Origin of the sequence: Parvibium lacunae, assembly GCF_003335215.1 — a bacterium.
GTDB classification, from domain to species: domain Bacteria; phylum Pseudomonadota; class Gammaproteobacteria; order Burkholderiales; family Burkholderiaceae_D; genus Parvibium; species Parvibium lacunae.
Genome location: NZ_QPGB01000004.1, coordinates 77,599 through 101,147, shown reverse-complemented (window position 1 = coordinate 101,147; position 23,549 = coordinate 77,599). Strand labels below are relative to the sequence as shown.

Genomic DNA, 23,549 nt, shown 5'->3' with positions numbered 1-23,549 from the left:
GTTAAGGGCCAATTAAATTGGCCCGGCCGAAGCCAAAAAGCTCTAAGAGAATTCAAAGGAAAGATTATGTCAATTTTGATCAACAAAGATACGAAAGTAATCACCCAAGGGATTACCGGCAAGACCGGCCAATTCCACACACGCGGTTGCCGTGATTACGCCAATGGTAAAAACTGCTTTGTGGCGGGTGTGAACCCCAAGAAGGCTGGTGAAGATTTCGAAGGTATTCCAATCTACGCCAACGTGAAAGAAGCCGCCTCCAATACTGGTGCGACCGTTTCCGTGATCTACGTGCCGCCCGCAGGCGCAGCCGATGCGATCTGGGAAGCCGTAGAAGCTGACTTGGATCTGGTGATCTGTATTACCGAAGGCATTCCCGTCCGCGACATGATGGTCGTTAAAGACAAAATGCGTAAAAAAGAGTTGGCTGGCGGCAAGCGCACGCTGTTGCTTGGTCCTAACTGCCCTGGCTTGATTACGCCTGACGAAATCAAGATTGGGATTATGCCCGGCCACATTCACCGCAAAGGCCGTATTGGCGTGGTGTCCCGTTCCGGTACCTTGACTTATGAAGCTGTGGGTCAATTAACCTCGCTGGGCCTCGGCCAATCTTCCGCAGTAGGGATTGGTGGCGACCCCATCAATGGTCTGAAGCACATCGACGTGATGCAAATGTTCAATGACGATCCCGATACCGATGCTGTGATTATGATCGGTGAAATTGGTGGTCCCGATGAAGCGATTGCTTCCCGCTGGGTCAAAGACAACATGAAGAAACCCGTTATCGGTTTCATCGCTGGTGTCACTGCCCCTCCCGGCAAACGCATGGGCCATGCTGGCGCCTTGATTTCTGGTGGTGCAGATACCGCCGATGCCAAACTCGCCATCATGGAAGAGTGCGGGATCAAAGCCACGAAGAACCCTTCTGAATTAGGCAAACTGCTCAAAGCAGCGCTGTAATTCCAAGTGGGTTTGGATTAAAAAGGGAGCTTCGGCTCCCTTTTAGTTTTGGGCTTTAGGAATCTCGTGGAAGGTTGTGTTTAGCTTGGCGATTGCCTGGGTTCTTGTGTTGACACCCAGCTTTTCAAATATTTTTGAGAGATGCTGTTTGACAGTGATCTCTGCCAAAGCTAGCTCTAGTGCAATTTCTTTGTTCGATTTACCTCGCAGCATCATCTTGATAATGTCATGCTGGCGCTCTGTAAACACGAACGGCTCTGCCCTGCTTAAGGGTTGAGGGCCATCGGCATTAATCCAATAAGGCAGGACCGGGGTGGCGGCTATTAATTGCTGGAGTTGCGTTACCAATCCCTCGGGGCTGATCGCTTTAGATATAAACGCCTGAGCGCCAGCTTGCAGCGCTGCTTGCACACAAATGGGGTCTTCGACTGCTGAGTGTGAGACCAGCGTAACGCTTGGAAAGCGAGCCCTTAGGGCATTCAATGCACGCGTTCCTGTTTCGTTGCCTTGCAAGTTAAAGTCCACCAACATTAAATCTGGCGCTGGCTGCTGACTGGCAAGGGCCGCGGCAACGCCATCAAAGGTAAAGGCCGTCACCGAGAGTTGTGCCTGTAACAAAAGCGCCAGGGCATCTCGGTATAAAGGATGGTCTTCAATAACCCAGACCACCGCAGATAGCGATTTATTCTCTGTCATCGTTGCTAATTAATCCTTGAAGTAAAAACGTCGTTCCTCGCCCAGGTATGCTGAAGACACGATGCTGCAATTTTAATAATCTGGCTAAACCTGAGACGATAGATAGGCCGAGCCCAACACCATGATGTTCGTCGGTACTTTTATTCACCTGATAGAAATCGTCAAAGATATGTTGGCGCACGCCGGCTGGAATACCAACCCCTGTGTCTGTCACACCAACAGATACTACCCCCTGTCGTTGCCGGGCGATCACGGTAACAGAACCAGACTGAGTGTAGCGAATGGCATTCGCCACTAAATTCGATAGCAAGCGCTCCAACATAAACGCATCGGTTGACACAACCAACTCGGTTGGCACCATTTTTAGCCTTAGCCCTTTTTCTTGCGCTTGCGGCTCAAAAGTATGCATTAACCGATCCCAGACGGACTGCAGCGCAACAGGGTGGGGCTGGGGCAACAGATTATTGGAGTCAATGCGCGCCATGAACAGAAGGCTATCAAACACGTAGGCCAGTGTGGCGCGGCAATCTATGGCTTTGGCAACCAGTGCCTTTAAGTCTTGGCCCTCTACCCGCGCCTGCAAAACCGACAGGTAAATTCCCAAGGCGTTGGCTGGCTGTCTTAAGTCGTGACCAAGGCCCGCTAGAAAGCGGGATTTAGCACGATTCGCCGCCTCAGCTTCTTTTTGTGCGCTGATGTCGATCAGGGCCATCACTATTTTGACGCTAGGCTGACGGGCAGCCAAGGTTCCTGCAAATAAAAGGTTATGTGAAACCTCACCCTGCGTTAAGGTCACTTCACACGTAGCGCGCCCGAGATGCAAAATATCTTCCATGCAGTGGCGCAATACGTCCTGCTGATTGTCTGGGATGCAGTCGAATAAATTATTTTTTGAGCCAAAGGGTAGCGCCATTTTCAAGGCCGCGTGTTGGTTGATGCGCTCAATCTCCCCCTGTTGATCAATCACGACCAACCCTTCAGGGACCACATCGAGCAGGGTTGACACGTAGTCTCGTTGCAATCTCAGCTCATGACTACGCTCATCGAGTAATTGGGTACGCTGGATCACTTTTTCTTCCAGGGTGGCCATGAGCTCCAGTCGTGCCAACTCATTTTTTTGCAAACGGAAGATGAGCCGATTGAATGACCGCATCAATCTTTTTAGCTCTAAGGTCGATACAATCCGGGTATCTATAGGCGTGAGGTCACTGGCTGCGTCGAAACGCGCTAGATGGGCCGTGAATGCCGCCAACGGGCGCACCAGCATGCGTCGCACGAAATATTGAACGATCCAGAGTAATCCTAGGGTTTTAATCAAGGCGGCTATCACAATCAGCAACACGCCGTCACGCATTCTGGCCAAGACCACGCGGTTATCCGCATACACCCAAAACTCACCGATAACCTGCTTGGCCCCCAAATAGTCGTACTGGATCGACGACTGGGTTGAAATATCCTGCGCCGAATGTAAAGGGCTAGATAGATTTACGTCTATCCCCGCATGCAGGTCTGTAATGCGTACCGCGCTGACGACAGGGCTAGACAAGATGCCTTGCGCAATTGCCCTAATCTGATTTTCCTGATAATTCCATAACGCTTGTGTCAGTCCTGGCTCAAAGGCGTTGGCAACGGCTTTTAATTCCTGCGTCACGGCATCACGGGTACTTAAATAGGCCAGCCCGAGTTGCAGGCTCGTCAACAATAATGCCAGCCCCAGATACACGGCAAACACGCGGCGTACCAAAAGCCGCGCTATTGTCTGATTTGCCAGTTTATTTCTGCGGGGCCATATTGCCATTATTACCCTATCTTATTCTCCCATCGCCACACCCTCACGACGCGGGTCCGCGCCAGCGAACCACCCCCCCGCTTCGCGCTGAATCCCCTGAAGCCCGGATGTTTGATCAATGATGTTGACGCTGTGCCCGCGCGCACGCAAGGCCTCTATGAGTGCCTCGGGGGCGCGGCCCTTTTCCAGTTCGGTAGGCCCATTGCGGCTACCAAAATTGGGTAAGTTGATCGCCTGCTGGACATCCAAGCCCCAGTCTAATACGCCCACCAAGGTCTTGCCAACATAATTGATGATGGCCGAGCCGCCCGGTGAGCCTAGCGCAAACAACAAGGTTTTTTGTTCCCGATCGTAAACCAGTGTCGGCGCCATCGAAGAGCGAGGGCGCTTACCGGGCTCTAATCGATTGGCCACAGGAACCCCATTTTCCTGGCTGACAAAAGAAAAGTCCGTAAGCTGGTTGTTCAACAAAAATCCGCCCAGCATGAGTTTGGAACCCCATGCCGCTTCAATCGTGGTTGTCATCGATACAGCTTGGCCAAATTGATCCACCACTGAAAGATGTGAGGTGCTCGGCAACTCTGGGCTGCGGTCAGGCGCCCAACTCATGCTCACCCCTGGCGGCACCCCTGGGTTAGCTTTAACCATTGATCGCTCTCCCAACAACTGCGCCCGCCGCGCCAAATAATTTTTATCGAGCAACCCCGCTACCGGTACACGGACAAAGTCGGGATCAGCCACATGTTGCCCGCGGTCAGCGTAGGCTAATCGGGCGGCTTCGCTGTATAGATGCACGGCTTGAGGGTGCAACAGCCATTCACCCGCATTACCTTGCTCAGGCCGGTAACGGGCAATGTCAGTATGTTCCAACACCCCCAAAATCTGCGCTAGGGCAACGGCACCGGAGGACGGCGGTGGCATACCGCAAATCCGATATTGCCGATAATCGTGACACAAGGCTGGCCGAATCTTGGCCTGATATTGGCGCAGATCAGCTTCTGCTAATACCCCTGGATTGGTTGGGTGCTGACGGACCTTTTGCACTATCGCCGAGGCCAGTGCCCCGGTATAAAAATAATCGGCGCCCTGCCGCGCAAGATGGCGTAAGGTGGTCGCCAACAGCGGGTTTTTCAATATCGTGCCAACGGCTTTGGGCGCCCCGGCTGAGGTATAAAAATACTCACGCGCAAACCCATCTTGTGCCAACAAACTCTGGCTACCCAGCGCCAAGTCTTGTTGCAGCAAAGTATGCAAGCGTGGGCTGATGGGAAACCCTTGTTCTGCGAGGGCAATCGCTGGCTCAAACAACGTTGCCCAAGGTAATTTACCGTGTTGCTGATGGGCCAAGGCCAGCATTCGCAAGACACCGGGCACCCCAACAGAGCGGCCACCAACGGCAGCGGTCACAAAGGGCAGCGGCTTACCGTCTGGGTGTAAAAACAAGGCGGCGTCTGCGGCCTGCGGGGCGGTTTCGCGACCATCGTAGGCCAACACGGTTTTACCATCATCATGCAACATAAATGCACCGCCGCCGATCCCCGATGACTGTGGCTCAACCAGCGTTAACACCATCTGTATGGCAATGGCGGCATCCACGGCACTGCCACCCGCCCGCAATATTTGGCGGCCCGCGTCAGCAGCCAATGGGTTCGCAGCGGCAACCATGAAATTTTTTGCGCGCCAACCGGGTTTGTCTTGCCAGCCCGAGCTGCCTTCAGGCGCTGGGGGTAAAGCAACTTTAGGGGGAAGCGCTTGGTAGCGAAAGGGCTCTGGGCTGGCGCACCCCAATAAGAGTGAACACAGCGCGGCAATAGTGAAGATTGTTTGGCAGTTTTTCGGCATCCTATTCTGTCTCCGAGTAACGATCATGGCATCGAGCTACCGTGCGATAAGTCCAACCATTACGCCCACATAAAAAAGCAACAGGCCGCTAGGCCTGTTGCAAATGATCTAAGGAGATGGCTTAGATCAGTTAAACATGTAGGGACTACTGAACCACTGCTGAATGAGGAGTGAAGTATCGCTTCAACTATACCGGCAGAAAAGCATACGAAAGTATGTATGGCGCACACATACTTTCGTATGCTTACGGAATTCTGTATTTCGTTGAATAATATTAAGTTTATTGAATGATCAAGCGGCCTGCGTCGAAATTCAAACACGATAAATTTAAACATTGCTGGCAACGCGATACTAGGGAAAGCAATATGTTGTTTTTAATGAAGCAAAGAAAACGCGGCTCATGCAATCTCACGCAGGCGCTGGTAAGTTTTATCTTGGTTGTGTACGGCATAGGTAGCCAAGCCCAGGAGCGGGTTATTTGGCACACAGCCGACTTCGCACCGTACTTTATTCAAGATGGGCCATATAAAGGCCAAGGCATTGCAGATCGCCGCCTGCAACTCGTGATTGCGGGTTTACCGCAGTTTGACCATCAGGTCATTAGTGGCGTCACGCCAGCCCGTAGCAATAGCGAAGTAGTGCAAAAAGATAATCTTTGTTTTGTTGCCCGAATCCGCACGAAAGCGCGGGAACAAATCATGGCGTTTACCGAACAGCCGATTATTCACACACTGTCTAACGGCTTAATTACCACCCGCAATCGAGCGGCTAGCTTGACCCCCTATCTGAATAAAGAAGGGGCGCTGTCGTTACGCGAATTTCTCCTTCGCTCGCCTTATCGGCTGGGGCTGACGCCGGGGCGTAGCTTTGGGCCCGGGATAGATGAGGTGTTAAATCAGGTTCGTCCTATTCGCCCTCAAGGTATGGTTGAGGTTGAGGCCGATAACCACTTTCGCAGTCGCTTGCTCAAACTCCTGTATCAAGATGGCTATCAGGCCATATTGGGCTATCCAGAAGAGTTGGATTATTTCACTGAGCTGCTGAGTTTACGGGGTGAAGAGCTGGTTTACTTACCAATCACGGAAGAACCACCGTTGGTAGCAGGGCATGTTGCTTGTTCAAAATCCGACTTGGGGCGACGCGTTGTGCAAGCGGTTGACCAATTAATTAGCCAAGCCAGTTTTCGGCAAAAAGTTCAAGACGCCTACCGGCATTGGCTTGATCCGGCTTCGCTCGCTCGCTATAACCGTTTGCTGAATCGGCAATCTGCTCAGTAGGGGCATCTCTGTTCGACGTCTGTTAGTCATCTGATATTGGCTAAAGGGGAACTCGCCGGTGATATCGCGGTCGTATTCTGGATTGATTACCCTGACGGACAACGACTGTGGCAACCTTTACAGCAAGTGGAGCACTGTTAACCAATGGCGATTACTACGGCACCCTGGCCGCAGTTCGCGATTTGGGCAAACAGGGCATCCCCATCTGGCTCGCCGATAGCGGGGCGACCCAAGCCGCCGCCAGTCGCTATGTTCGACACCATCTGCCTTGCCCAGACCGCCACCAGTCTTTCAGCGCCCTCAACCAAGTAGGAGACTGGCTGATTGAATTGGGCCAGCGCCACCCGGGCTTGGTGCTCTACCCCACCTCGGACGATATGGCCTGGATAATGGCCGTGCGGCAAAACGATTTACAAGCGCATTACCGCTTATTTCAAGCACCGGAAAGGGCAGTATTTCGTTTACTCAATAAAGCCTCGCTCTATCAAACCGCCGCGGCACACGGCTTACCCGCCCCGGCGACATATTACCCAGACAGCCCTGACAGCCTTAATGCCATCGCGGCTAGGCTCACTAGTGAGGCGGGATTCCCCGTCATTGTCAAACCCAAAACCCAGATCGGGATGCGGACTAATGTTAAGGGCTTGGTTGCTCGAGATGCGACAGAACTGATTACCCATGTCCAAACCTTTCTTGACCAGCACAGTTATCAGCCCGCTTTGTTGGCGTACGCGCCAGAGATCCGCTGGCCGATGGTACAAGCCTACCTGCCGCAAGCCGCAAGCCAAACCTATACGGTCGCTGGCTTTATTGATCGTCATGGCGACTTGCTCGGTGTCCGCGCCTCGTTTAAAGTCTTGCAGCAGCCGGTGCAAATTGGTATCGGCGTGGCGTTTGAAGGGCGCCCGGTGTTACAGCGCCTAACCCATAAAATCCTAAAATTAGCGCATGCCGTTGGCTATTTCGGGGTCTTTGAAACCGAATTTATTTATCTTGCTGAGCAAGATCAGTATTTATTAATGGATTTCAATCCCCGCTACTATGGACAAATGAACTTCGAGATTCAACGCGGCCTGGCCCTACCCCGCATGGTCTATGCCGCCGCCTACGGCGACCAAACGACGCTCAGCCAGCTTGCAGCACAAGCAGCACAAACCCAATTGCCGCTGATTACCACAGAGATCACCCCGCGCCTGGATGCGCCGGAGATCCGCCAAGGTGACCATGCGCGACAACGTTACTGTGCTGGTTGGTTGTTCCGGTTTCTACTCCGGGCGCAGCAAGCGTCTGGCCGCATCAGCGCAGCGCAGCGCCAGCAATGGCTTGATTGGATAGCGGAAAGCGCTGCCCAAGGGCAAGCATTTGACGCCATTCATGACCCGAATGACCCTGCCCCCGAACGGCGTGATAAATGGCTGCTGTGTAAAAAATTCTTGCGCCACCCACGCAGCAGCTATCGCCAACACTTTCTATGAAAATCCTCGCTTATCGCCAACAAGCCAAGGAGGCCCTCCGTTACTGGCTGCGGCAACGTATCGCCCGCCGCTACCCGGCCCAGCATCTCCCACCGGCACAGTGGCACCTTGCCTGGGAAGAAAAGCAAGGCACCGAGCAGGCCCCACGTTTAATGCTGCAGGGTCATGCGCTACATGCGCTGGCCGAGCGTTACGGCACGCCCCTGCACGTGGTTAATGCGGCGCAATTACAAGCCAACCTGGCGGGTTTCCAGCAAGCGCCGCTCTGCCGTGTTTATTACTCCTATAAAACCAACCCGATTCCTGGTTTACTCGCATATTTGCATCAACACGGCGCGGGCGCGGAAGTGATTTCTGAATACGAGCTGTGGCTGGCCCGCCAATTGGGGGTGCCGCCGGAACGGATCATTTTTAATGGCCCGGCTAAATCAGACCGCGCCTTACGTTGGGCCATTGAACACTCAATACAAGCGATTCATGCCAACCATCTAGAAGAACTCCAGCGCATCGCCGCGCTGGCGCAAACACTCGGTAAACGCGCACGGGTGGGCCTGCGTGTCACACACGGTGGCTGGCAAGGGCAATTCGGTTTATCGCTGGCGCAAGGGGAAGCAGCCGCAGCACTTGCTTGGGCCTTAAAGCACCCGCATTTAGAGGTCGTCAGCTTGCACTGCCATCGTGGGTTTTTAATCCGCACACTCGAAGATTTAGACGGGCATCTGGCACCGTTACTGGCGTTTTGTGCCGAGAGTCATGCACAGCATGGTTGGTTGCCGACACTACTGGACATCGGAGGATCGCTGGCGATTCCCAGCGTTGAAGAACACGATGCAGCAACCACACGACGGCTTTGGACATTCTATATTCCACCGAGCGCCCCCAATCCGGCGTTAACGCTCAGCCCCGCGGCATACAGCCAAGCGGCACAAAGCAAGGTGGCGGCGTTTTACCAAAGCCGTGGCTGGCCGTTACCCGAAATCGCGTTGGAGCCAGGCCGCGCACTAACTGGCAATGCACAAATGTTGCTGACGCGCGTCCTCGAACTACGACACGCGCAGCCGGCGATTCATGCCGTGCTAGATGCAGGCATCAGCATTGCCCGTTCAGCGCGGGAACAATTTCACCAGCTCTTCCCGTTGCAAGCTCACTCACGGCCCACGCAACTGTATCGACTGGTTGGGCCGATTTGTCATCCGGGTGACACCCTCTATCCTGCCTGGAATTTACCTCAACTGGCGCTCGGCGAGACCCTCGCCATCATGGATTCAGGCGCTTACTTCACCAGTGATGCGAGTAGCTTTGCCTTCCCTCAACCAGGGGTGCTGGCGGTTCTGCCTGATGGCGAAATTTGCTGGTGGCGGCAAACCGAAACTTATCAAGATATGGTCGCGGCAGATAGCTTGCCGCTCCCGCCAGAGACGTTGTCATGGTAATGTCAAACTAGTTTCATTCGAGTGCAATATCAATCCGGCATGCTTTGTGGGCTGCAGCGTGGCTGCATAACTTATGGAGCATTGACCGTGACAACCTCTTTCGAACATGATCCTCTAGCAGCGGTATTAGCGGCTGAGGAAGCAGTAACCAATCCCCGTGGTGGCCCTGAGTTTCTTGGCATTGCCCAAGCGCGTTTAGATCGTCGTGGCTTTTTACGTGGCCTCGGTTCTGGCGCCGCCTTGAGCGCCTTCGGCCTCACCGGTGTTAGCTTATCGGCCTGTGGTGGCGGCAGCGGTACTGCCAGCAGCGCCAGCCCAGCCCCGGCCCGCATCTCTGCGCTGAGCTTTGCCTTGGTCGACAAAAGCCGCAATGATCAACTGACTGTGCCCACCGGCTATACCGCCCGCGCTTTTTATCGCACGGGTGACCCCATCGGTACGCCAACCAGCCCAGCCCCTGCGGCCTATTCAAATGTCGGTACCGATGCCGCCAGCACTTACACTCAGCGCGCTGGCGATTGCCATGACGGGATTGAGTATTACGGACTGAACGATGCGGGTACGGCAGCTGATTACACAGGCGGTAATCGACGCGGGGTGTTGGCGATGAATCATGAGTACATCGTGTCGCAATTCTTGCATCAGCAGGGTGACCGTGATGGCGCGCCTGGCTCAGCGAAAACCGCCACGGAAGCAGACCGTGAAGTTGCATTGCATGGCGTCTCTGTTGTTGAGGTTATGCGCCAGACTGGCGGCGCGTTTTCCGCAACGGGTACCTGGGATTACAACGTCACTTCTACCTTCAACCGCCGCATTACCGCGTTGACCCGAATTGAAATGAGCGGCCCAGCCCGTGGCAATCCCGCTTTGATTACCAAGTATTCCCCTGCTGGCACCCACACCCGGGGCACGCTCAACAACTGTGGCTCGGGTTACACGTTTTGGGGGACCTACCTGACTTGCGAAGAAAACTGGGCAGGCTACTTTACCCGTAACACCACCACTGATAACGCCAATCGCGGCGGTAGCACCGCTAAGTCCGTCATTTCTCTGAATCGCTACGGCGTTACTGGCGATCGTTATCGCTGGGGCACCTTGGCGGCGCCGGATGCCGCCACGATGGCCACCAATGCTGTCAGCGATACCGGCAATGATCGCTTTGATCGTTGGAATGCCAACCTGCTCGCGCTTGATCGCAGCCTCGACTACGCCAATGCCGCCAATACGTTTGGCTGGGTGGTTGAGATTGACCCTTACAACCCCAATGCCACGCCTAAAAAGCGGACGGCACTCGGACGCTTCGCGCATGAGGCGGCGGTGATGACAAAGCCTGCTGTTGGTCAGCCTCTGGCTGTCTATATGGGAGATGATTCGCGCGGCGATTACATCTATAAGTTTGTCTCACAAGCGACCTGGAGTGCTGCTGATGTTGCACCGACCAGTCTGAGCGCAAACCGCATGGCTCTGGGCGATAAATATCTGGATAGTGGCACGCTCTACGCTGCCCGCTTTAATGCCGATGGCACGGGCACCTGGTTGCCGCTGACGATCACCAACCCCGCGATTGTGGCTGCTACCAATTACACCTTTAGCGATCAGGCTGATGTGTTGATCAACGCCCGTCTGGCCGGGGATGCCGTGGGTGCAACGCGGATGGACCGGCCAGAGTGGGGTGCCGTCAACCCGTTGAACAATGAAATTTATTTCACCCTGACTGAAAATAACAGCAGCGGTACGACCGGTCGCCGTGGCACCACCGCAGGGTCTGGCAATGTGATCGATGCGGCCAACCCACGCTACTTTAGCGATGCCCGCAGCGCAACCAGCACGACCACGGCAGCCACCAACACGGGTAATCCTTTTGGTCACATTATCCGTATTCGCGAAGATGCCAATAATCCTGCCAGCTTGAGCTTTACCTGGGATGTTTACCTGTTTGGCGCTCAAGCAGACGCTGATCCGACCCGCGTCAACCTGTCTGGCCTAAGCACAGCCAATGATTTTGCACGGGCAGATGGCCTCTGGTTTAGCGATGCCACCAACATTGCCTGGATTCAAACCGATGACTCCGGCGCCTTCCTCGATCAAACCAACTGCATGATGCTGGCCGCCTTGCCTGGCAGCGTCGCTGAACGACGTGCACTAACAGCGCAGGCACCCAGCACGGCTGTCAGCGGCAGCACGCCCGTCGGGGCCGAGCTAGCCGCTACTTTTGCTGGTGCCACGGTCACTGCCAGTACACTACGCCGTTTTCTGGTTGGCCCGCGTGATTGTGAAATCACGGGTGTTGCGGATACCCCTGATGGCCGTACTATGTTTGTCAACGTTCAACACCCTGGGGAAGACACCGCGGCGGCTAACGTCGTTGCAGCGGCAGGCACTGCCGGGGCCGGCGATTTCAACAGCTATTGGCCAGCCGCCGAGCGCGCCCCAGGCTCCACCGCGAATATCAACGGCCCGCGTCCCCGCTCGGCTACCGTTGTAATCACCAAAGACGATGGCGGGCAAATTGGTCTGTAACTCCATAGCGCCAGCAACTCGTGGCTGCTAGAAAAACGGGGCATCAATGATGCCCCGTTTTTTATGGTCCTTTTGGCAGCGCTAACTACCAAGTAGGTTTAGGAAGTCACTCGGCTTGGTTTGCTGGGTTCAGCTTCAACAGGACCGTATCAAGCTGGTCAAGATTAGCAAAGTCAATGATCAACTGCCCTTTGCCTTTGCCACTGGTTTTAATCTGAACCGTGGTCGCCAAGACGTCGGACAGGGTCTCTGCCAACCGCTCAATATCGCGATTGACGGTTTTGGTTTTTACTGGCTTCGTCGCCTTTTGCGCGGCTAAGGCCGTACTGGTTACCAGCTTTTCAGTTTCACGCACTGACAAGCGTTTATTCACCACTTGATTGGCGAGCTGGATTTGCGTCGCGGCATCCACCGCCAGCAAGGCGCGGGCATGCCCCATGTCCAAATCACCGGCCATCAACATGGTTTGTACGGGCTTGGCTAAATTCAGCAGCCGCAGCAAGTTACTGGTGGCGGAGCGCGAACGGCCCACCGCCTGCGCCGCTTGTTCGTGCGTCATGCCAAACTCATCCAGCAAACGCTGAATACCTTGGGCTTCTTCCAGCGGGTTGAGGTCTTCGCGCTGAATGTTTTCAATCAGCGCTAGGGCCAAGGCCACATCGTCGGCCACATGCTTGACCACCACCGGGACTTCCGTGAGGCCGGCAATGCCAGAAGCACGGAAACGCCGCTCACCGGCAATAATCTCGTATTTGTTTTCCGCTACAGGCCTGACCACAATAGGTTGCATCAAGCCTTGCGCCTTAATGGAGGCAGCCAGTTCATTCAGCGAGGCTTCATCCATGCGGGTACGCGGCTGATACTTGCCGGGCTGCAAGGCACTGAGCGGCAAGCTATGCGGCGAGCCGCTTGGTGCTTCAATCGTCGTTGAGTCACCGCCCAAGAGCGCTTCTAAGCCTCGACCTAAACCTTTTTGTTTTTTAATCATCATTGTCTCGCGGGCTGATACCCTACATCGTTTGAATACGTTGAATCATTTCCTGGGCGAACTGAATATAGGCTTGCGCGCCTTTGGCCGATTTATCAAAGTTCACGCCGGGCACACCATAGCTCGGCGCTTCAGCCAAGCGTACATTGCGCGGAATAATGGTTTTAAAGACCTTGTCCCCAAAATGCGTTTCGAGCTGCTCAGATACTTGCTGCGACAAGGTCATGCGTGGATCAAACATCACCCGCAGCAGGCCAATAATTTTTAGGTCACGGTTCATATTGGCGTGGATTTTTTTGATGGTGTTCACCAAATCAGTCAGCCCTTCCAGCGCATAGTATTCGCACTGCATGGGAATAATCACGCCATTGGCAGAACACAGGCCATTCAAGGTCAACATCGACAGCGACGGCGGGCAATCGATCAAGACAAAATCGTACTGCTCATCCACCCCCTTTAGCGCCATCTTGAGCCGGGTTTCCCGCTGCTCTAAATCCACCAAATCGACCTCGGCCCCGGCCAGCTCGCGGTTCGCTGGTAGCACATCAAAGCCACCCGCTTCGGAACGCTGCCGCACCCGCTCGATGGTGCTCACCCCAAGTAAAACCTGGTATACAGACTCAGTGAGTGCCCGCTTATCTACCCCCGCGCCCATGGTGGCATTGCCCTGCGGATCCAAATCCACGAGCAAAACCCGTTGGCCTTGTGTGGCTAAACCGGCGGCCAGGTTCACGGTGGTGGTGGTTTTACCCACCCCGCCTTTTTGGTTTGCGACTGCAAAAATTTTAGCCATGTTGTGATTGAGTAAGAAACAACGAGTCGAGTCAAATTTGCCTAGGCTATTCGCCAGCGCGCTTGAGTACCACCACACACCGTTCGGCGTCCAAACCCGGAACCTGTAAACGGGGGAGAGATTCTACCTGCCATTCGGGGTACTGTTGGGCCAAATTCGCAATTTCTTGCGTGGGTTCCACCCCTTTCATCGCGGCAATCCGTCCGCCCTGGGCGAGCAAATGCCCAGCCAGGTCCACAATTTTGTCGAGCTCAGCAAACGCCCGTGCCGTGATAATTTGAAAACTCGGCACCGCCAGCGTCTCAACCCGAGCGTGATGCGCTTGAAAATTATCGAGCTGTAAAGCAGCTTTGGCTTGGCGCTGAAACGCAATTTTCTTTTCGACCGGATCGACCGATACCACCGAGGCATGTGCCCAGCATACGGCCACCGGTATACCCGGCAAACCACCCCCTGAACCCACATCCAATAACCGAAATGGCTGCGCGCCTACTATGCCTTGCAAGACCGGCAAAATCGCCAGCGAATCCAGCACATGCTGAACCAGCATTTCTGCCGGCTGGCGGATCGCGGTGAGGTTGTAGACCTTATTCCACTTGTGCAACAGCGCGAGATAATCCAACAAGCGTGTTTGGGTGGTGGCATCCAGATTTAAGTCCAGCGCTGCTTGGCCACTTGCGAGGGTATCCGCCAAGTGCGCCGCTAATCCAGAAGTGGTCACGGGCTGGGCGGTCATGCCGCTTGCCCAGATGCCGTTGCCACCGCCGTGTTTTGTAAGGTCCGTTTTTTAAGGTGTACCAGCAACAGCGAAATCGCTGCGGGAGTAATGCCTTGAATACGCCCGGCCTGCCCAATGGTTTCCGGTTTGTGCAGGTTGAGTTTTTGCTGCACTTCTTTAGACAGGCCACGCACTTGGCTGTAATCCAAGTCTTGCGGCAGTTTGGTGCTTTCGTGGTTTTCTTGGCGGGTTATTTCGTCTTGCTGGCGCGCAATGTAGCCGGCGTATTTGATCTGAATTTCCACTTGCTCCGCCACCTCGGCATCGGCGACGGGTTGCCCCGCGAGCGCTGCCCCGCCCTCGCCTTGCAAGGTATGCAGGCTGGCATAGGTGACATTTGGGCGACGCAGCAGATCGGCCAGATTGTATTCGCGCTCAATCGCTTTACCCAGCACCGCTTCTGCTTGGGTCGCTGAGAGCACACGGGGATTCACCCAAGTGGATTTCAGGCGCTCTACTTCCGCCGCGACAGCATCCCGCTTGCGGCAGAAGGCGGACCAGCGCACATCATCCACCAAGCCCAATTCGCGACCGATTTCGGTCAAGCGTAAATCGGCATTGTCTTCGCGTAAGCTCAGGCGGTACTCGGCACGGCTGGTGAACATGCGGTAGGGTTCGCTGACACCGCGCGTGATCAGGTCATCCACCAACACCCCAATATAGGCTTGGTCACGGCGAGGTGTCCACGCCGCTTTGCCTTGGGTGTACAGTGCCGCATTCAAACCGGCGAACAGGCCTTGGGCCGCTGCTTCTTCATAGCCGGTCGTGCCATTAATTTGCCCGGCGAAAAATAGACCTTGAATCGTTTTGGTTTCCAGCGAGCTTTTGAGGTTGCGGGGGTCAAAGTAGTCATACTCAATCGCATAGCCGGGGCGCAGGATGTACGCGTTTTCTAGCCCACGGATCGAGTGCACAATTTCCAGCTGTACATCAAACGGCAGGCTGGTGGAAATGCCATTTGGGTAAAACTCGTTGGTTGTTAGCCCTTCGGGCTCCAAGAAAATCTGGTGCGCATCTTTGCTGGCAAAGCGGTGAATTTTGTCTTCAATGCTCGGGCAGTAGCGCGGCCCCACCCCTTCAATCACCCCGGAGTACATGGGCGAGCGATCCAGATTGCTGCGAATTACCTCGTGGGTATGGGTATTGGTGTGGGTAATCCAGCACGGCAGCTGCTTGGGGTGCATGGCGGTGTTGCCCAAATACGAGAACACGGGCATGGGGGTGTAGTCGGGGTGATCAGGTGGCAGCATGCCATCGCCGGGTTGCTCAGTCATCACCAAAAAATCAATGCTGCGACCATCAATCCGGGGGGGCGTACCGGTTTTCAGGCGGCCTTGCGGGAGCTGCATTTCTTTGAGCCGCGCCCCGAGTGAAATCGCGGGGGGATCCCCGGCCCGGCCCGCCGAGTAGTTTTGTAGACCAATATGGATCAGACCATTCAGAAAAGTCCCGGCGGTAAGCACCACGGCGCGGCTGCGAAAGCGCAAGCCGGATTGCGTGACGGCCCCCACCACTTTATCGCCTTCCAACATCAAATCATCGACGGGCTGTTGGAACAGCCAAAGGTTGGGCTGGTTTTCTAAACGGGTACGAATCGCCTGCCGGTACAACACCCGGTCAGCCTGCGCACGCGTCGCCCGAACGGCTGGGCCTTTACTGGAATTAAGAATACGAAACTGAATACCGGCTTCATCGGTGGCGAGCGCCATCGCACCGCCGAGGGCATCGACCTCTTTCACCAAGTGGCCTTTGCCGATCCCACCAATCGAAGGGTTGCAAGACATTTGCCCGAGGGTTTCAATGTTATGCGTGAGCAGCAGGGTTTTCTGACCCATGCGTGCGGCCGCCAGCGCGGCCTCGGTCCCGGCATGGCCCCCGCCCACCACAACCACATCAAATTCATTGGGAAACTGCATGACACCCTCAGACAAAAATACGCAGAGGGCGCATTATAGAGAGATTCAGCCATTTACGACAGGGGCAACGGTGATTAACTGAGATGATGTTTCACGTGAAACGTTTTCTATACCCACCACAGATACAGCAGCACCGCCCCGGCCCCGACAATAACCCCAATAGAAAAACTGGGAAAATGCCAAGCGACACTCGGCTGTAAAGGTATCGGACTCGGCTCGACCTTCTGGTAGCGGCGCTGCTCTTGGCGACGCTCTGTCGATTGCCGACGTTCCTGTCTTTTATTGCGGCGCTCCCAGTCTGGCGGCAATGCGGGCTGCGCCTCTATAGCAGCTGATAAGGGCAAGGTGGGGGTTTTGATATCTGGCAATGGCACTGAAGAGACCGGCGCCGCTTCCTTTTCCGGCGCGATCGACAACAGGGCTGGCGCACCGGGCATCACCAAGGGTGCAGGGTCAGCCGCTGAATCCAACTCAAATTGAGTGTTTGGCAACAAGTCCGCGAGTGGCATGTGAACCGCATCTGCCGCATCGGCCAGACCCTCCATCACCTGCGAAACGGGGTCAAGCTTATCTTGCTGCAGAAAGCGCTGCACTTCATCCGGGGTCGGATTACTGGGCCAAGCCTCCTCTGCTGCTTCAGCATAAGGCACACTATCTAGCAAACGCTCGACCACCAAACCTTGATTCGTTAGCTTTTGCAGCGCCAGCAACAACCGCTCAGGCCGCAGGCTTGGCGCTTTTCGTAAAATTTCGCCGAAGCGCGCATTGCCATCGACCAGAATTAACACCAGCCGCTCACTCTGAGTAAGGCCGTGGCTCTTTTGTTTGATCTCTTGCCATCCCGCAGCGGTTCTTTCAAATATCGCGGAAGAATCCATCCCGCACTCCTAGAAAGTTTCACGTGAAACAGTCACGCCAAACGACGATAAATCAAACAGCACCCGCCTCTAGCATAGCGCACCGCTGACCAGCAGGGCAATCTTAATAAGCCAGGTGGTTAGCTAAGGCGTACAAACGCCACAATACGGACAGCCAATAAATTTGATTATTTTTTGTGCTATAGTGTTCAGGTAGCTTTTACCGCTTGGCGTTTTAGACGAAGTAGTGGCATAGTCGAGAATGCTGCCAGAAAATAAGCACATCACGATCATGACAACATACCATCTCGCACAAGTAAATATTGCGTTAGCACGCGCCGAAATAGATTCGCCCGAGATGCATGGATTCACCTCGCGGCTCGATGAAATTAATCGACTTGCGGAAGAATCAAATGGCTTTGTTTGGCGGCTCACCGGGAACGGTGATGATGCGACCAGCATTCGTGTCTTTGAAGACCCAATGATGCTCGTCAATATGAGCGTATGGCAGGACTTAGACTCACTGAAAGCATATGTTTATAAGTCGGCTCACGTGACCTTGATTCGTGAGCGTCAGGCCTGGTTTCACAAGCTGGACATAGCACACCAAGCTTTATGGTGGATTCGTGCCGGCCATATTCCTACGCTGGAAGAAGCAGAAAACAAGCTTGAACAGATACAAACGCGCGGGCCGACAGCAAGCGCCTTTAGCTTCGCTCAAGCATTCCCACCGCCAGACAGTGGCACCAGCAGGTAGAAACTCATCCGCGCTTGCTATTCGCCGCCTAGCCTGCGAGGGCAGCCGCGAACGCTTCACTTACCCCCAGCGTTATTGCGCTTCTTCAAAGAAACTACGGTAGACCATAACCATGTCAGACCAGATTGCAATTCTCTTAGGTGCATCAGGCTCAGTTGGCCAAGCGCTGCTTATCGAGATAGTCAAACAACCCTCGTTTAAGCAGGTTATCGTACTCTGCCGAACACCCCTAAGCCCCCCTCCTCCATTTGCCAGCAAAATCGTGACGCGAGTGGTTGCAGAAATGACCCCGGCAAATTTGGCGCAGGCAGTGATTGCTTCGCTGGCCTCATGTGACCTGCCAGTGACCGCATTCAGTACGCTCGGCATTGGGGCAGGCACCGCGAAACTGAGCCTTGAAGAACATCGCGCTGTTGATGTCGCCCTTAATGGTGCCTTTGCCAGCGGATTAAAGACATCCGGCAAGGTGGGGCATTTGATTTTTATGTCAGCGATAGGGGCCAATATTATGGCAAGCACGACCGGCTCGGGCGCCGCAGGAATGCCCCGCTATGCGCGCGTCAAGGGGGAAGCCGAACACGCTGTATTAAACCAAGGGCCGCCGCTGGTGAGCATTTTTCGGCCAGCGGTGATCATCGGCTCTAAACACACCCCCGGCTATATTGCCGCCCTCCTAAAAGCGATTTCTGCCCTACTGCCTTACCAATACCGCGCTGTAAAAACAACCGAAATCGCCCAAGCGATGGTCGCATTATCAATTAAGCCACCACAAGAAAACTCAATCTATACTTACGCCGACATGAAGGCACGCCGTCACACATAAGCACAACGAAACAGGAACCCCCTATGAAAACCATTCAAACACTATTTGCCCTTTGCTTTGTTAGCCTTCTAGCTGGCTGTGCTGGCACTGATTTCAAGCGTCCCGAACCGGGTGCATTAACCGTAGGCAAGTCAACCTCGGCAGAAGTAGCCAGCGTCATGGGGCCACCACTACAGACAGGTGAACTCCTGAAAAACAATCAGAAAGTTCAAACGACACGCTATGGTTACGCCGAGGGCGCAGGAACAGGCCGCTACGCAGGAGTAACGCCAGCACGGGCAATGACCTTTTCAACGTTTCAGAATTTACTGGTGGGCCAAGAGTTTGTGAGCTCGTTTGCCACCGATGCGACGGATTACGATGAAACCAAACTGCCCTTGATTATCAAAGGCAAATCGACGCGTGCTGACGTAGTATCGATCCTTGGCAAACCCAATGGCGAGGTGATTTATCCACTCATAAAAAATCCGGGTGAAACCGGGATTATCTACAGCTACAGCCATGTCAAAGGCACCATTTTCAACATGACGTTTTACAGTAAAGCCTTGACCATTTCCTTTGACAACAATAACGTTGTTACTGACATTGATTACACATCAACCGGTCAAAAATAATGATCGACAGAGGCCCCAGCTCATTCGCTGCAGCCGGGGCCTTAACTACAGAAGTTAGCGCACAAAGGCGTCATACCCCGTTTTCAAAATCAGCAAACACACCACCACTAAAAACAATTTACGCACAAAACCCGCGCCATGTTTTATCGCCAGTCGGCTGCCAATTTGGGCGCCAGCGATATTACACACCGCGAGCATGAGACCAACCTGCCACCACACATGGCCTTTGAGACCAAAAAGCAGCAGTGCGGCGGCATTGGTCGCAATGTTCACCACCTTGCTTGAAATCGATGCTTTTAGAAAATCAAAGCCAAATAAGCGGACAAAGCCAAACACTAAAAACGAGCCTGTTCCTGGGCCGAAAAATCCGTCATAAAACCCGACAACCCCACCCAACGCCAAGCCCATAGTGATCTGGCGCCAACCCGCCAAGCGAGGGGCGTGGGTGACCCCAAGTTGTTTTTTATAAAAGGTATAGAGTGCCACCGCGGCCAATACAAAAGGCAAGGCTTTGCGCAGTTGGTCTGGTGGGAACACCGTAACCATCCACGCGCCGACGAAAGAAAACACAAACGCAGCAATAACAGCGGGGAGAGTGGGTGCCCACTCTATCGAAACGGAACGAGCATAGCGCCAAACCGCTGAGGTGGTGCCGCAGATACTGCCAACTTTGTTAGTACCAAATAAAGTGGCCGGGTGGGTATGGGGAAAGAGACTAAATAAAGCAGGGATTAGGATCAGCCCCCCGCCGCCAACGACCGCATCGACCAAGCCGGCAAAGAAAGAGGCCGCGCCCAATAAAACATAATCCAACATAAAAGCTGCCTTAGTGCGGGCACAACGCCAGCGAAGTAATAGAAACCGCGCAAGCATACAACAACCACAGGAGCGGAATCGATAATGGCTTGATTAGATTAACGCAATCCTGAAAAATGCATTACGCTGACGCCAAACCCATCAGCATTCACCCTGAAAGACCATATGTCAAAACACCCTTGGCTGGCCGCCCTGATCGGGACAATGCTCTCTCTGTGTCGGCACAATGCGCCTATTCGGCTTATGTTGATTTTGGCCCCGCACCAACAGGCGGCTATTTAGACAAAAAAGAGCGCGTCTATCGCAGCTCTGGCTTGATCAGAAACAAACGCGACGTTGATGAGCGTAAAAATTACTTTGCCGCTTATACCAGCTATCGGCAGACCAAGTCGGGAGAGTTTGAGCTCATTAATATTGGCCCATTTGACAGTGAAGGGGTTGCCTATAGCGCCTTGCAAGAAACGATTACGCGGCTGACAAACCAGGGCTATGCCAAGAAAACCGATGCCCATAGCATGCCTGCCGTGATTGTTTTTAATAAAAACCCGCGCTGAAAGAACACAGACGCTCACCACAACCCATCGCGTTAAACCCATCAGGAAAAACATGAATACCCCACAAGCACAATCACTGCCACAACCCCAACAAATTCAAGACATTGTTAACGAGCAGCGCACCCTCGGTAATGTGGCGGAGAAACTGTGGGTGTACCTCACACTGGGTGAGAAACAGAGTGAGCTAGTTCGGGTCGGGGTTAGCAATAAACCGCTCACCCTATGTTATGCAAAGGGCAATACCGACTTCGCGCAGCAAACGCAGACGAGCTTCAGCGTTTATCCGAGCTTGGAAATCAGTAATTCAGGCCGCTTTCGTGCGGTAGATTGCAGCTTCAATAGTTTGGGCAAATACGCAGAAATTGCCCTCTGCATTCAAGTCAGCGGGCTGGCTAAAGGTGATAGCTTCAGCTTTCGCAGCAGCTTTTTCCCATACGAAGTGAAAAAACTTGCTGTACACAAATATGATTTATCGGGCCAACTGGTTTTACTGCATGAGAAAGACCAAGCGCCCGACGGTTATACCATTGCCTTAACCTGGGCATGGTAATCTGCGATACTTGATAGACTCATCCCCGATTAAAGACAGGCTAACCTATGCAAAAACGAATTTTGGGACTCTGCGCAGCGACTCTTTTTGTCCTTTGGGGTTGCGGCACCAAAGCACCGCCCCCCGCCAAACCCACCCCACCCGCACCCGTTACACCACCGCCACCGGCACCGGTTGCACCACCGCCAGCCGCCCCAGTAGCACCCCAAGCGAAAATCGCCAATGCCCGTAACTTGGAAGATTTCAAGAAGGAAATCGCAACCCTGATTTTGCAAGCCAACCCAGACCTTACTTTCAATGGCGTCGTGCCCCCCATGCTACGGTCAGTCACCATTGTGAAGCTAACATTTACCCGTCAGGGCTTGGCGCAATACAGCATCTTGCGCTCAGCCGGGTTAAATGATTTTGATCAGGTCGTGCTGCAAAGCTTGCGAAACGCGCAGCCGCTACCCGCGCCGCGCAGTGAGCTTTTGCAAGGCAAAGCGGAGCTAGAGTACACAGAAACCTGGCTCATGCGACAAGACCGTAAATTTCAAATTCGCTCCGTCAGCGCGCCGCAAGCCTACGGTAGCAAGTAACGAGCAGATAGAAAGCGATGCAGATTACCCTGAGTATGCTTGAAAGCGCCATTAATTATTGGCGGCAGCAACAGCCTGCTCAGGGTGAAGCACTTTGTCGTCCCGCCAGTCTGTTAGCGAAACCGTATGCATTAATGATCTATCAACACCAGGCAGACGTAGCGTTAAGCAGCATGGATGCAGATACCCAGCAAGCCTTTGAAATCGCCTGGCAAGCGATTCAAAAAGCGCCGGCGGCAACGGTCGCGACAAGCCATCCCTAAACCTCTCTGTTGCGCTATCGACCTTCAGTCAGCTTAGCGCAACAGCATCAGTAGCATCTTTTGATACCAAGAGTGGCACCCGATGCTACTTCCAACTTTAGCGTTGTCTCTACCCTGAACGCCACAGACAATCTGGTTACGGATGTGCGATTGCTACCCACCCAGCAAGCCGCACAGACACACTGGGGTTGTCATAAGAAGCAATTCTAGCCGGCAAAAAAGTGATTTTTTGCGAAGTGTTTGCCCATCCTTGAGGCGGTACCGGTTAGGTCTGACTTAACCCTACCGCCTATTTTTTTGGGCCGCAGATCAGGTGCTGATTTAGCGCTGCCGGATTACCTGGGGTTAGCGACACCATGTACGACATGCCCTGTAGGACCAGCATATTTGGCAGATTCGCAATGTCGGGTCTGGTCATCAAAGAAGAAGTCTGGTTCAAATTCCTGCAAGAATGGGCCCTTTTCTAAGCCCCCTAAAAACATGGCCTCATCAATCGTGATTTGCCAACTCATCAGGGTCCGTATGGCGCGCTCATGGGCCGGCGCCGAACGCGCGGTTACCAACGCCGTTCGGATTCGAACGGGAACCTGATTTGCAGGTAGGGTCTGTAAGAGATGGATCGCTTGCAGTAGCGGAACGAAGGGGCCGGGAGGCAGCGGTGTTTGGGCATATTGGGCTTCGTGCGATTGAAATGCATTCAGACCTCGTTCTTTGAAAACGCGCTCAGAATCATCAGCAAACAGCACGGCATCGCCATCAAATGCGATCCGGATTTCATCCGGATTCGCCTCGGCACTCTTAATCGAATCAGGAAAAACCCGTGCAGCAGGAAAGCCTGCTTCAAGGGCTTGCCGAACATCTGATTCATTGACGGACAGGAATAGCTTTGCGCCCAGCGGCCGAAGATATTTAAATGGCGTGCGCCCTTGGGTAAACACCCCACGCTCAATTTGTAAGTGATTTTCTTGAGCAGAGTGAAAAACGCGCAATCCACTGACAGGGTCATTGCGTGACAGAATCACCACTTCGACACGGTGCTGACCATCCGCATTGAAACGCAATAATTTCTGCACCAGCGGAAAAGCCACTCCGGGCTGGGCAGGCTGGGTTAGCCGGGTCAGCTGCAACTGAACATAGGATTGGCTGCCCGCCTCTTCAAACAGTTGGTTCTCTTCTTCAAAGTCAAACAGGGCACGCGAGGAAAGCGCCACCACCAGTTTATCTTGTAACGTTACCGCCACATATCCTCCCTAATTTGTTCAGGCAAAGC

General features: G+C 53.9%; 22 protein-coding genes. 12 read left to right on the top strand and 10 right to left on the bottom strand.

Features of this window, described 5'->3' with window-relative positions; genetic code table 11:
* Positions 1–66 precede the first annotated feature (66 nt).
* The gene (sucD, locus tag DU000_RS09600; protein WP_114403192.1) at positions 67–960 is read left to right on the top strand and encodes a succinate--CoA ligase subunit alpha; all 894 of its coding nucleotides are present in this window, start codon (positions 67–69) and stop codon (positions 958–960) included.
* A 42-nt stretch (positions 961–1,002) separates the two neighbouring features.
* Here sucD and DU000_RS09595 read toward each other — a convergent pair whose 3' ends face one another.
* The 3 genes from DU000_RS09595 to ggt all read right to left on the bottom strand — a co-directional run bounded on the left by DU000_RS09595 (position 1,003) and on the right by ggt (position 5,287).
* Positions 1,003–1,656 (bottom strand): response regulator transcription factor, encoded by a 654-nt coding sequence (locus DU000_RS09595; protein WP_114403191.1) that lies wholly within the window; start codon positions 1,654–1,656, stop codon positions 1,003–1,005.
* Positions 1,643–3,388, bottom strand: coding sequence for an ATP-binding protein (locus tag DU000_RS09590; protein ID WP_158529680.1), 1,746 nt, complete (start codon positions 3,386–3,388; stop codon positions 1,643–1,645). The genes DU000_RS09595 and DU000_RS09590 overlap by 14 nt, the downstream gene beginning before the upstream one ends.
* A 78-nt stretch (positions 3,389–3,466) precedes the next feature.
* Complete coding sequence (gene ggt / locus DU000_RS09585; RefSeq protein ID WP_114403189.1) at positions 3,467–5,287, bottom strand: gamma-glutamyltransferase; 1,821 nt, start codon at positions 5,285–5,287, stop codon at positions 3,467–3,469.
* A gap of 365 nt (positions 5,288–5,652) precedes the next feature.
* Here ggt and DU000_RS09580 point away from each other — a divergent pair, with 365 nt between their 5' ends.
* The 4 genes from DU000_RS09580 to DU000_RS09565 all read left to right on the top strand — a co-directional run bounded on the left by DU000_RS09580 (position 5,653) and on the right by DU000_RS09565 (position 11,992).
* Complete coding sequence (locus DU000_RS09580; RefSeq protein ID WP_158529679.1) at positions 5,653–6,564, top strand: TIGR02285 family protein; 912 nt, start codon at positions 5,653–5,655, stop codon at positions 6,562–6,564.
* A 107-nt stretch (positions 6,565–6,671) separates the two neighbouring features.
* Positions 6,672–8,039, top strand: coding sequence for a carboxylate--amine ligase (locus DU000_RS09575; RefSeq protein ID WP_114403187.1), 1,368 nt, complete (start codon positions 6,672–6,674; stop codon positions 8,037–8,039).
* Positions 8,036–9,472, top strand: a complete 1,437-nt coding sequence (locus DU000_RS09570) for a diaminopimelate decarboxylase family protein (RefSeq protein ID WP_114403186.1) — start codon at positions 8,036–8,038, stop codon at positions 9,470–9,472. Before DU000_RS09575 ends, DU000_RS09570 begins: the two co-directional genes overlap by 4 nt.
* Positions 9,473–9,559: 87 nt before the next feature.
* Positions 9,560–11,992 (top strand): PhoX family protein, encoded by a 2,433-nt coding sequence (locus tag DU000_RS09565; RefSeq protein ID WP_158529678.1) that lies wholly within the window; start codon positions 9,560–9,562, stop codon positions 11,990–11,992.
* Between the two features lie 106 nt (positions 11,993–12,098).
* On the opposite strand, the gene DU000_RS09560 is transcribed toward DU000_RS09565, so the two are convergent.
* The 5 genes from DU000_RS09560 to DU000_RS09540 form a co-directional block, all read right to left on the bottom strand.
* Positions 12,099–12,983, bottom strand: coding sequence for a ParB/RepB/Spo0J family partition protein (locus DU000_RS09560; RefSeq protein ID WP_114403184.1), 885 nt, complete (start codon positions 12,981–12,983; stop codon positions 12,099–12,101).
* Between the two features lie 19 nt (positions 12,984–13,002).
* Complete coding sequence (locus DU000_RS09555; RefSeq protein ID WP_114403183.1) at positions 13,003–13,773, bottom strand: ParA family protein; 771 nt, start codon at positions 13,771–13,773, stop codon at positions 13,003–13,005.
* Between the two features lie 46 nt (positions 13,774–13,819).
* Positions 13,820–14,509, bottom strand: a complete 690-nt coding sequence (rsmG, locus tag DU000_RS09550) for a 16S rRNA (guanine(527)-N(7))-methyltransferase RsmG (protein WP_114403182.1) — start codon at positions 14,507–14,509, stop codon at positions 13,820–13,822.
* On the bottom strand, positions 14,506–16,467 hold the full coding sequence (gene mnmG, locus DU000_RS09545) for a tRNA uridine-5-carboxymethylaminomethyl(34) synthesis enzyme MnmG (RefSeq protein ID WP_114403181.1): 1,962 nt from the start codon (positions 16,465–16,467) through the stop codon (positions 14,506–14,508). The genes rsmG and mnmG overlap by 4 nt, the downstream gene beginning before the upstream one ends.
* 107 nt (positions 16,468–16,574) lie before the next feature.
* On the bottom strand, positions 16,575–17,345 hold the full coding sequence (locus DU000_RS09540) for a hypothetical protein (RefSeq protein WP_114403180.1): 771 nt from the start codon (positions 17,343–17,345) through the stop codon (positions 16,575–16,577).
* A gap of 271 nt (positions 17,346–17,616) precedes the next feature.
* Between DU000_RS09540 and DU000_RS09535 the strand changes: the two genes are divergently transcribed.
* The 3 genes from DU000_RS09535 to DU000_RS09525 all read left to right on the top strand — a co-directional run bounded on the left by DU000_RS09535 (position 17,617) and on the right by DU000_RS09525 (position 19,518).
* The gene (locus DU000_RS09535) at positions 17,617–18,081 is read left to right on the top strand and encodes a DUF3291 domain-containing protein (protein WP_114403311.1); all 465 of its coding nucleotides are present in this window, start codon (positions 17,617–17,619) and stop codon (positions 18,079–18,081) included.
* A 112-nt stretch (positions 18,082–18,193) separates the two neighbouring features.
* Positions 18,194–18,904 carry a Rossmann-fold NAD(P)-binding domain-containing protein gene (locus DU000_RS09530; RefSeq protein WP_114403179.1) on the top strand — a complete coding sequence of 237 codons (711 nt, stop codon included), beginning with the start codon at positions 18,194–18,196 and terminating at the stop codon, positions 18,902–18,904.
* 23 nt (positions 18,905–18,927) lie between these two features.
* The gene (locus tag DU000_RS09525; protein ID WP_114403178.1) at positions 18,928–19,518 is read left to right on the top strand and encodes a hypothetical protein; all 591 of its coding nucleotides are present in this window, start codon (positions 18,928–18,930) and stop codon (positions 19,516–19,518) included.
* Positions 19,519–19,572: 54 nt separating this feature from the next.
* Here the strand turns inward: DU000_RS09525 and DU000_RS09520 are convergent, their stop codons facing one another.
* Positions 19,573–20,334, bottom strand: coding sequence for a sulfite exporter TauE/SafE family protein (locus DU000_RS09520; protein ID WP_114403177.1), 762 nt, complete (start codon positions 20,332–20,334; stop codon positions 19,573–19,575).
* A gap of 116 nt (positions 20,335–20,450) precedes the next feature.
* On the opposite strand from DU000_RS09520, the gene DU000_RS09515 reads away from it, so the two are divergent.
* From DU000_RS09515 to DU000_RS09500, 4 genes are read left to right on the top strand one after another with little or no spacing between them, the layout of a single operon-like run.
* Positions 20,451–20,888 carry a hypothetical protein gene (locus DU000_RS09515; RefSeq protein WP_114403176.1) on the top strand — a complete coding sequence of 146 codons (438 nt, stop codon included), beginning with the start codon at positions 20,451–20,453 and terminating at the stop codon, positions 20,886–20,888.
* A gap of 52 nt (positions 20,889–20,940) precedes the next feature.
* A complete protein-coding gene (locus DU000_RS09510) occupies positions 20,941–21,438 on the top strand; it encodes a hypothetical protein (protein WP_114403175.1) in 498 nt (165 codons plus the stop codon).
* A 47-nt stretch (positions 21,439–21,485) separates the two neighbouring features.
* A complete protein-coding gene (locus DU000_RS09505) occupies positions 21,486–22,016 on the top strand; it encodes a TonB C-terminal domain-containing protein (RefSeq protein ID WP_114403174.1) in 531 nt (176 codons plus the stop codon).
* 17 nt (positions 22,017–22,033) lie between these two features.
* Positions 22,034–22,279, top strand: a complete 246-nt coding sequence (locus DU000_RS09500) for a DUF3717 domain-containing protein (RefSeq protein WP_114403173.1) — start codon at positions 22,034–22,036, stop codon at positions 22,277–22,279.
* A 335-nt stretch (positions 22,280–22,614) separates the two neighbouring features.
* Here the strand turns inward: DU000_RS09500 and DU000_RS09495 are convergent, their stop codons facing one another.
* On the bottom strand, positions 22,615–23,520 hold the full coding sequence (locus tag DU000_RS09495) for a 5'-nucleotidase (RefSeq protein WP_114403172.1): 906 nt from the start codon (positions 23,518–23,520) through the stop codon (positions 22,615–22,617).
* Positions 23,521–23,549 lie beyond the last annotated feature (29 nt).

Excerpts from the sequence above, each read along its gene's own strand:
- DU000_RS09525 (WP_114403178.1), top strand. The coding sequence starts at position 18,928 with ATGAAAACCATTCAAACACTATTTGCCCTTTGCTTTGTTAGCCTTCTA.
- sucD (WP_114403192.1), top strand. The coding sequence starts at position 67 with ATGTCAATTTTGATCAACAAAGATACGAAAGTAATCACCCAAGGGATT.
- DU000_RS09540 (WP_114403180.1), bottom strand. The coding sequence starts at position 17,345 with ATGGATTCTTCCGCGATATTTGAAAGAACCGCTGCGGGATGGCAAGAG.
- ggt (WP_114403189.1), bottom strand. The coding sequence starts at position 5,287 with ATGCCGAAAAACTGCCAAACAATCTTCACTATTGCCGCGCTGTGTTCA.
- DU000_RS09510 (WP_114403175.1), top strand. The coding sequence starts at position 20,941 with ATGAATACCCCACAAGCACAATCACTGCCACAACCCCAACAAATTCAA.
- DU000_RS09515 (WP_114403176.1), top strand. The coding sequence starts at position 20,451 with ATGCATTACGCTGACGCCAAACCCATCAGCATTCACCCTGAAAGACCA.
- DU000_RS09570 (WP_114403186.1), top strand. The coding sequence starts at position 8,036 with ATGAAAATCCTCGCTTATCGCCAACAAGCCAAGGAGGCCCTCCGTTAC.
- DU000_RS09555 (WP_114403183.1), bottom strand. The coding sequence starts at position 13,773 with ATGGCTAAAATTTTTGCAGTCGCAAACCAAAAAGGCGGGGTGGGTAAA.
- DU000_RS09560 (WP_114403184.1), bottom strand. The coding sequence starts at position 12,983 with ATGATGATTAAAAAACAAAAAGGTTTAGGTCGAGGCTTAGAAGCGCTC.
- mnmG (WP_114403181.1), bottom strand. The coding sequence starts at position 16,467 with ATGCAGTTTCCCAATGAATTTGATGTGGTTGTGGTGGGCGGGGGCCAT.
- DU000_RS09505 (WP_114403174.1), top strand. The coding sequence starts at position 21,486 with ATGCAAAAACGAATTTTGGGACTCTGCGCAGCGACTCTTTTTGTCCTT.
- DU000_RS09530 (WP_114403179.1), top strand. The coding sequence starts at position 18,194 with ATGTCAGACCAGATTGCAATTCTCTTAGGTGCATCAGGCTCAGTTGGC.
- DU000_RS09535 (WP_114403311.1), top strand. The coding sequence starts at position 17,617 with ATGACAACATACCATCTCGCACAAGTAAATATTGCGTTAGCACGCGCC.
- DU000_RS09595 (WP_114403191.1), bottom strand. The coding sequence starts at position 1,656 with ATGACAGAGAATAAATCGCTATCTGCGGTGGTCTGGGTTATTGAAGAC.
- rsmG (WP_114403182.1), bottom strand. The coding sequence starts at position 14,509 with ATGACCGCCCAGCCCGTGACCACTTCTGGATTAGCGGCGCACTTGGCG.
- DU000_RS09580 (WP_158529679.1), top strand. The coding sequence starts at position 5,653 with ATGTTGTTTTTAATGAAGCAAAGAAAACGCGGCTCATGCAATCTCACG.
- DU000_RS09500 (WP_114403173.1), top strand. The coding sequence starts at position 22,034 with ATGCAGATTACCCTGAGTATGCTTGAAAGCGCCATTAATTATTGGCGG.
- DU000_RS09520 (WP_114403177.1), bottom strand. The coding sequence starts at position 20,334 with ATGTTGGATTATGTTTTATTGGGCGCGGCCTCTTTCTTTGCCGGCTTG.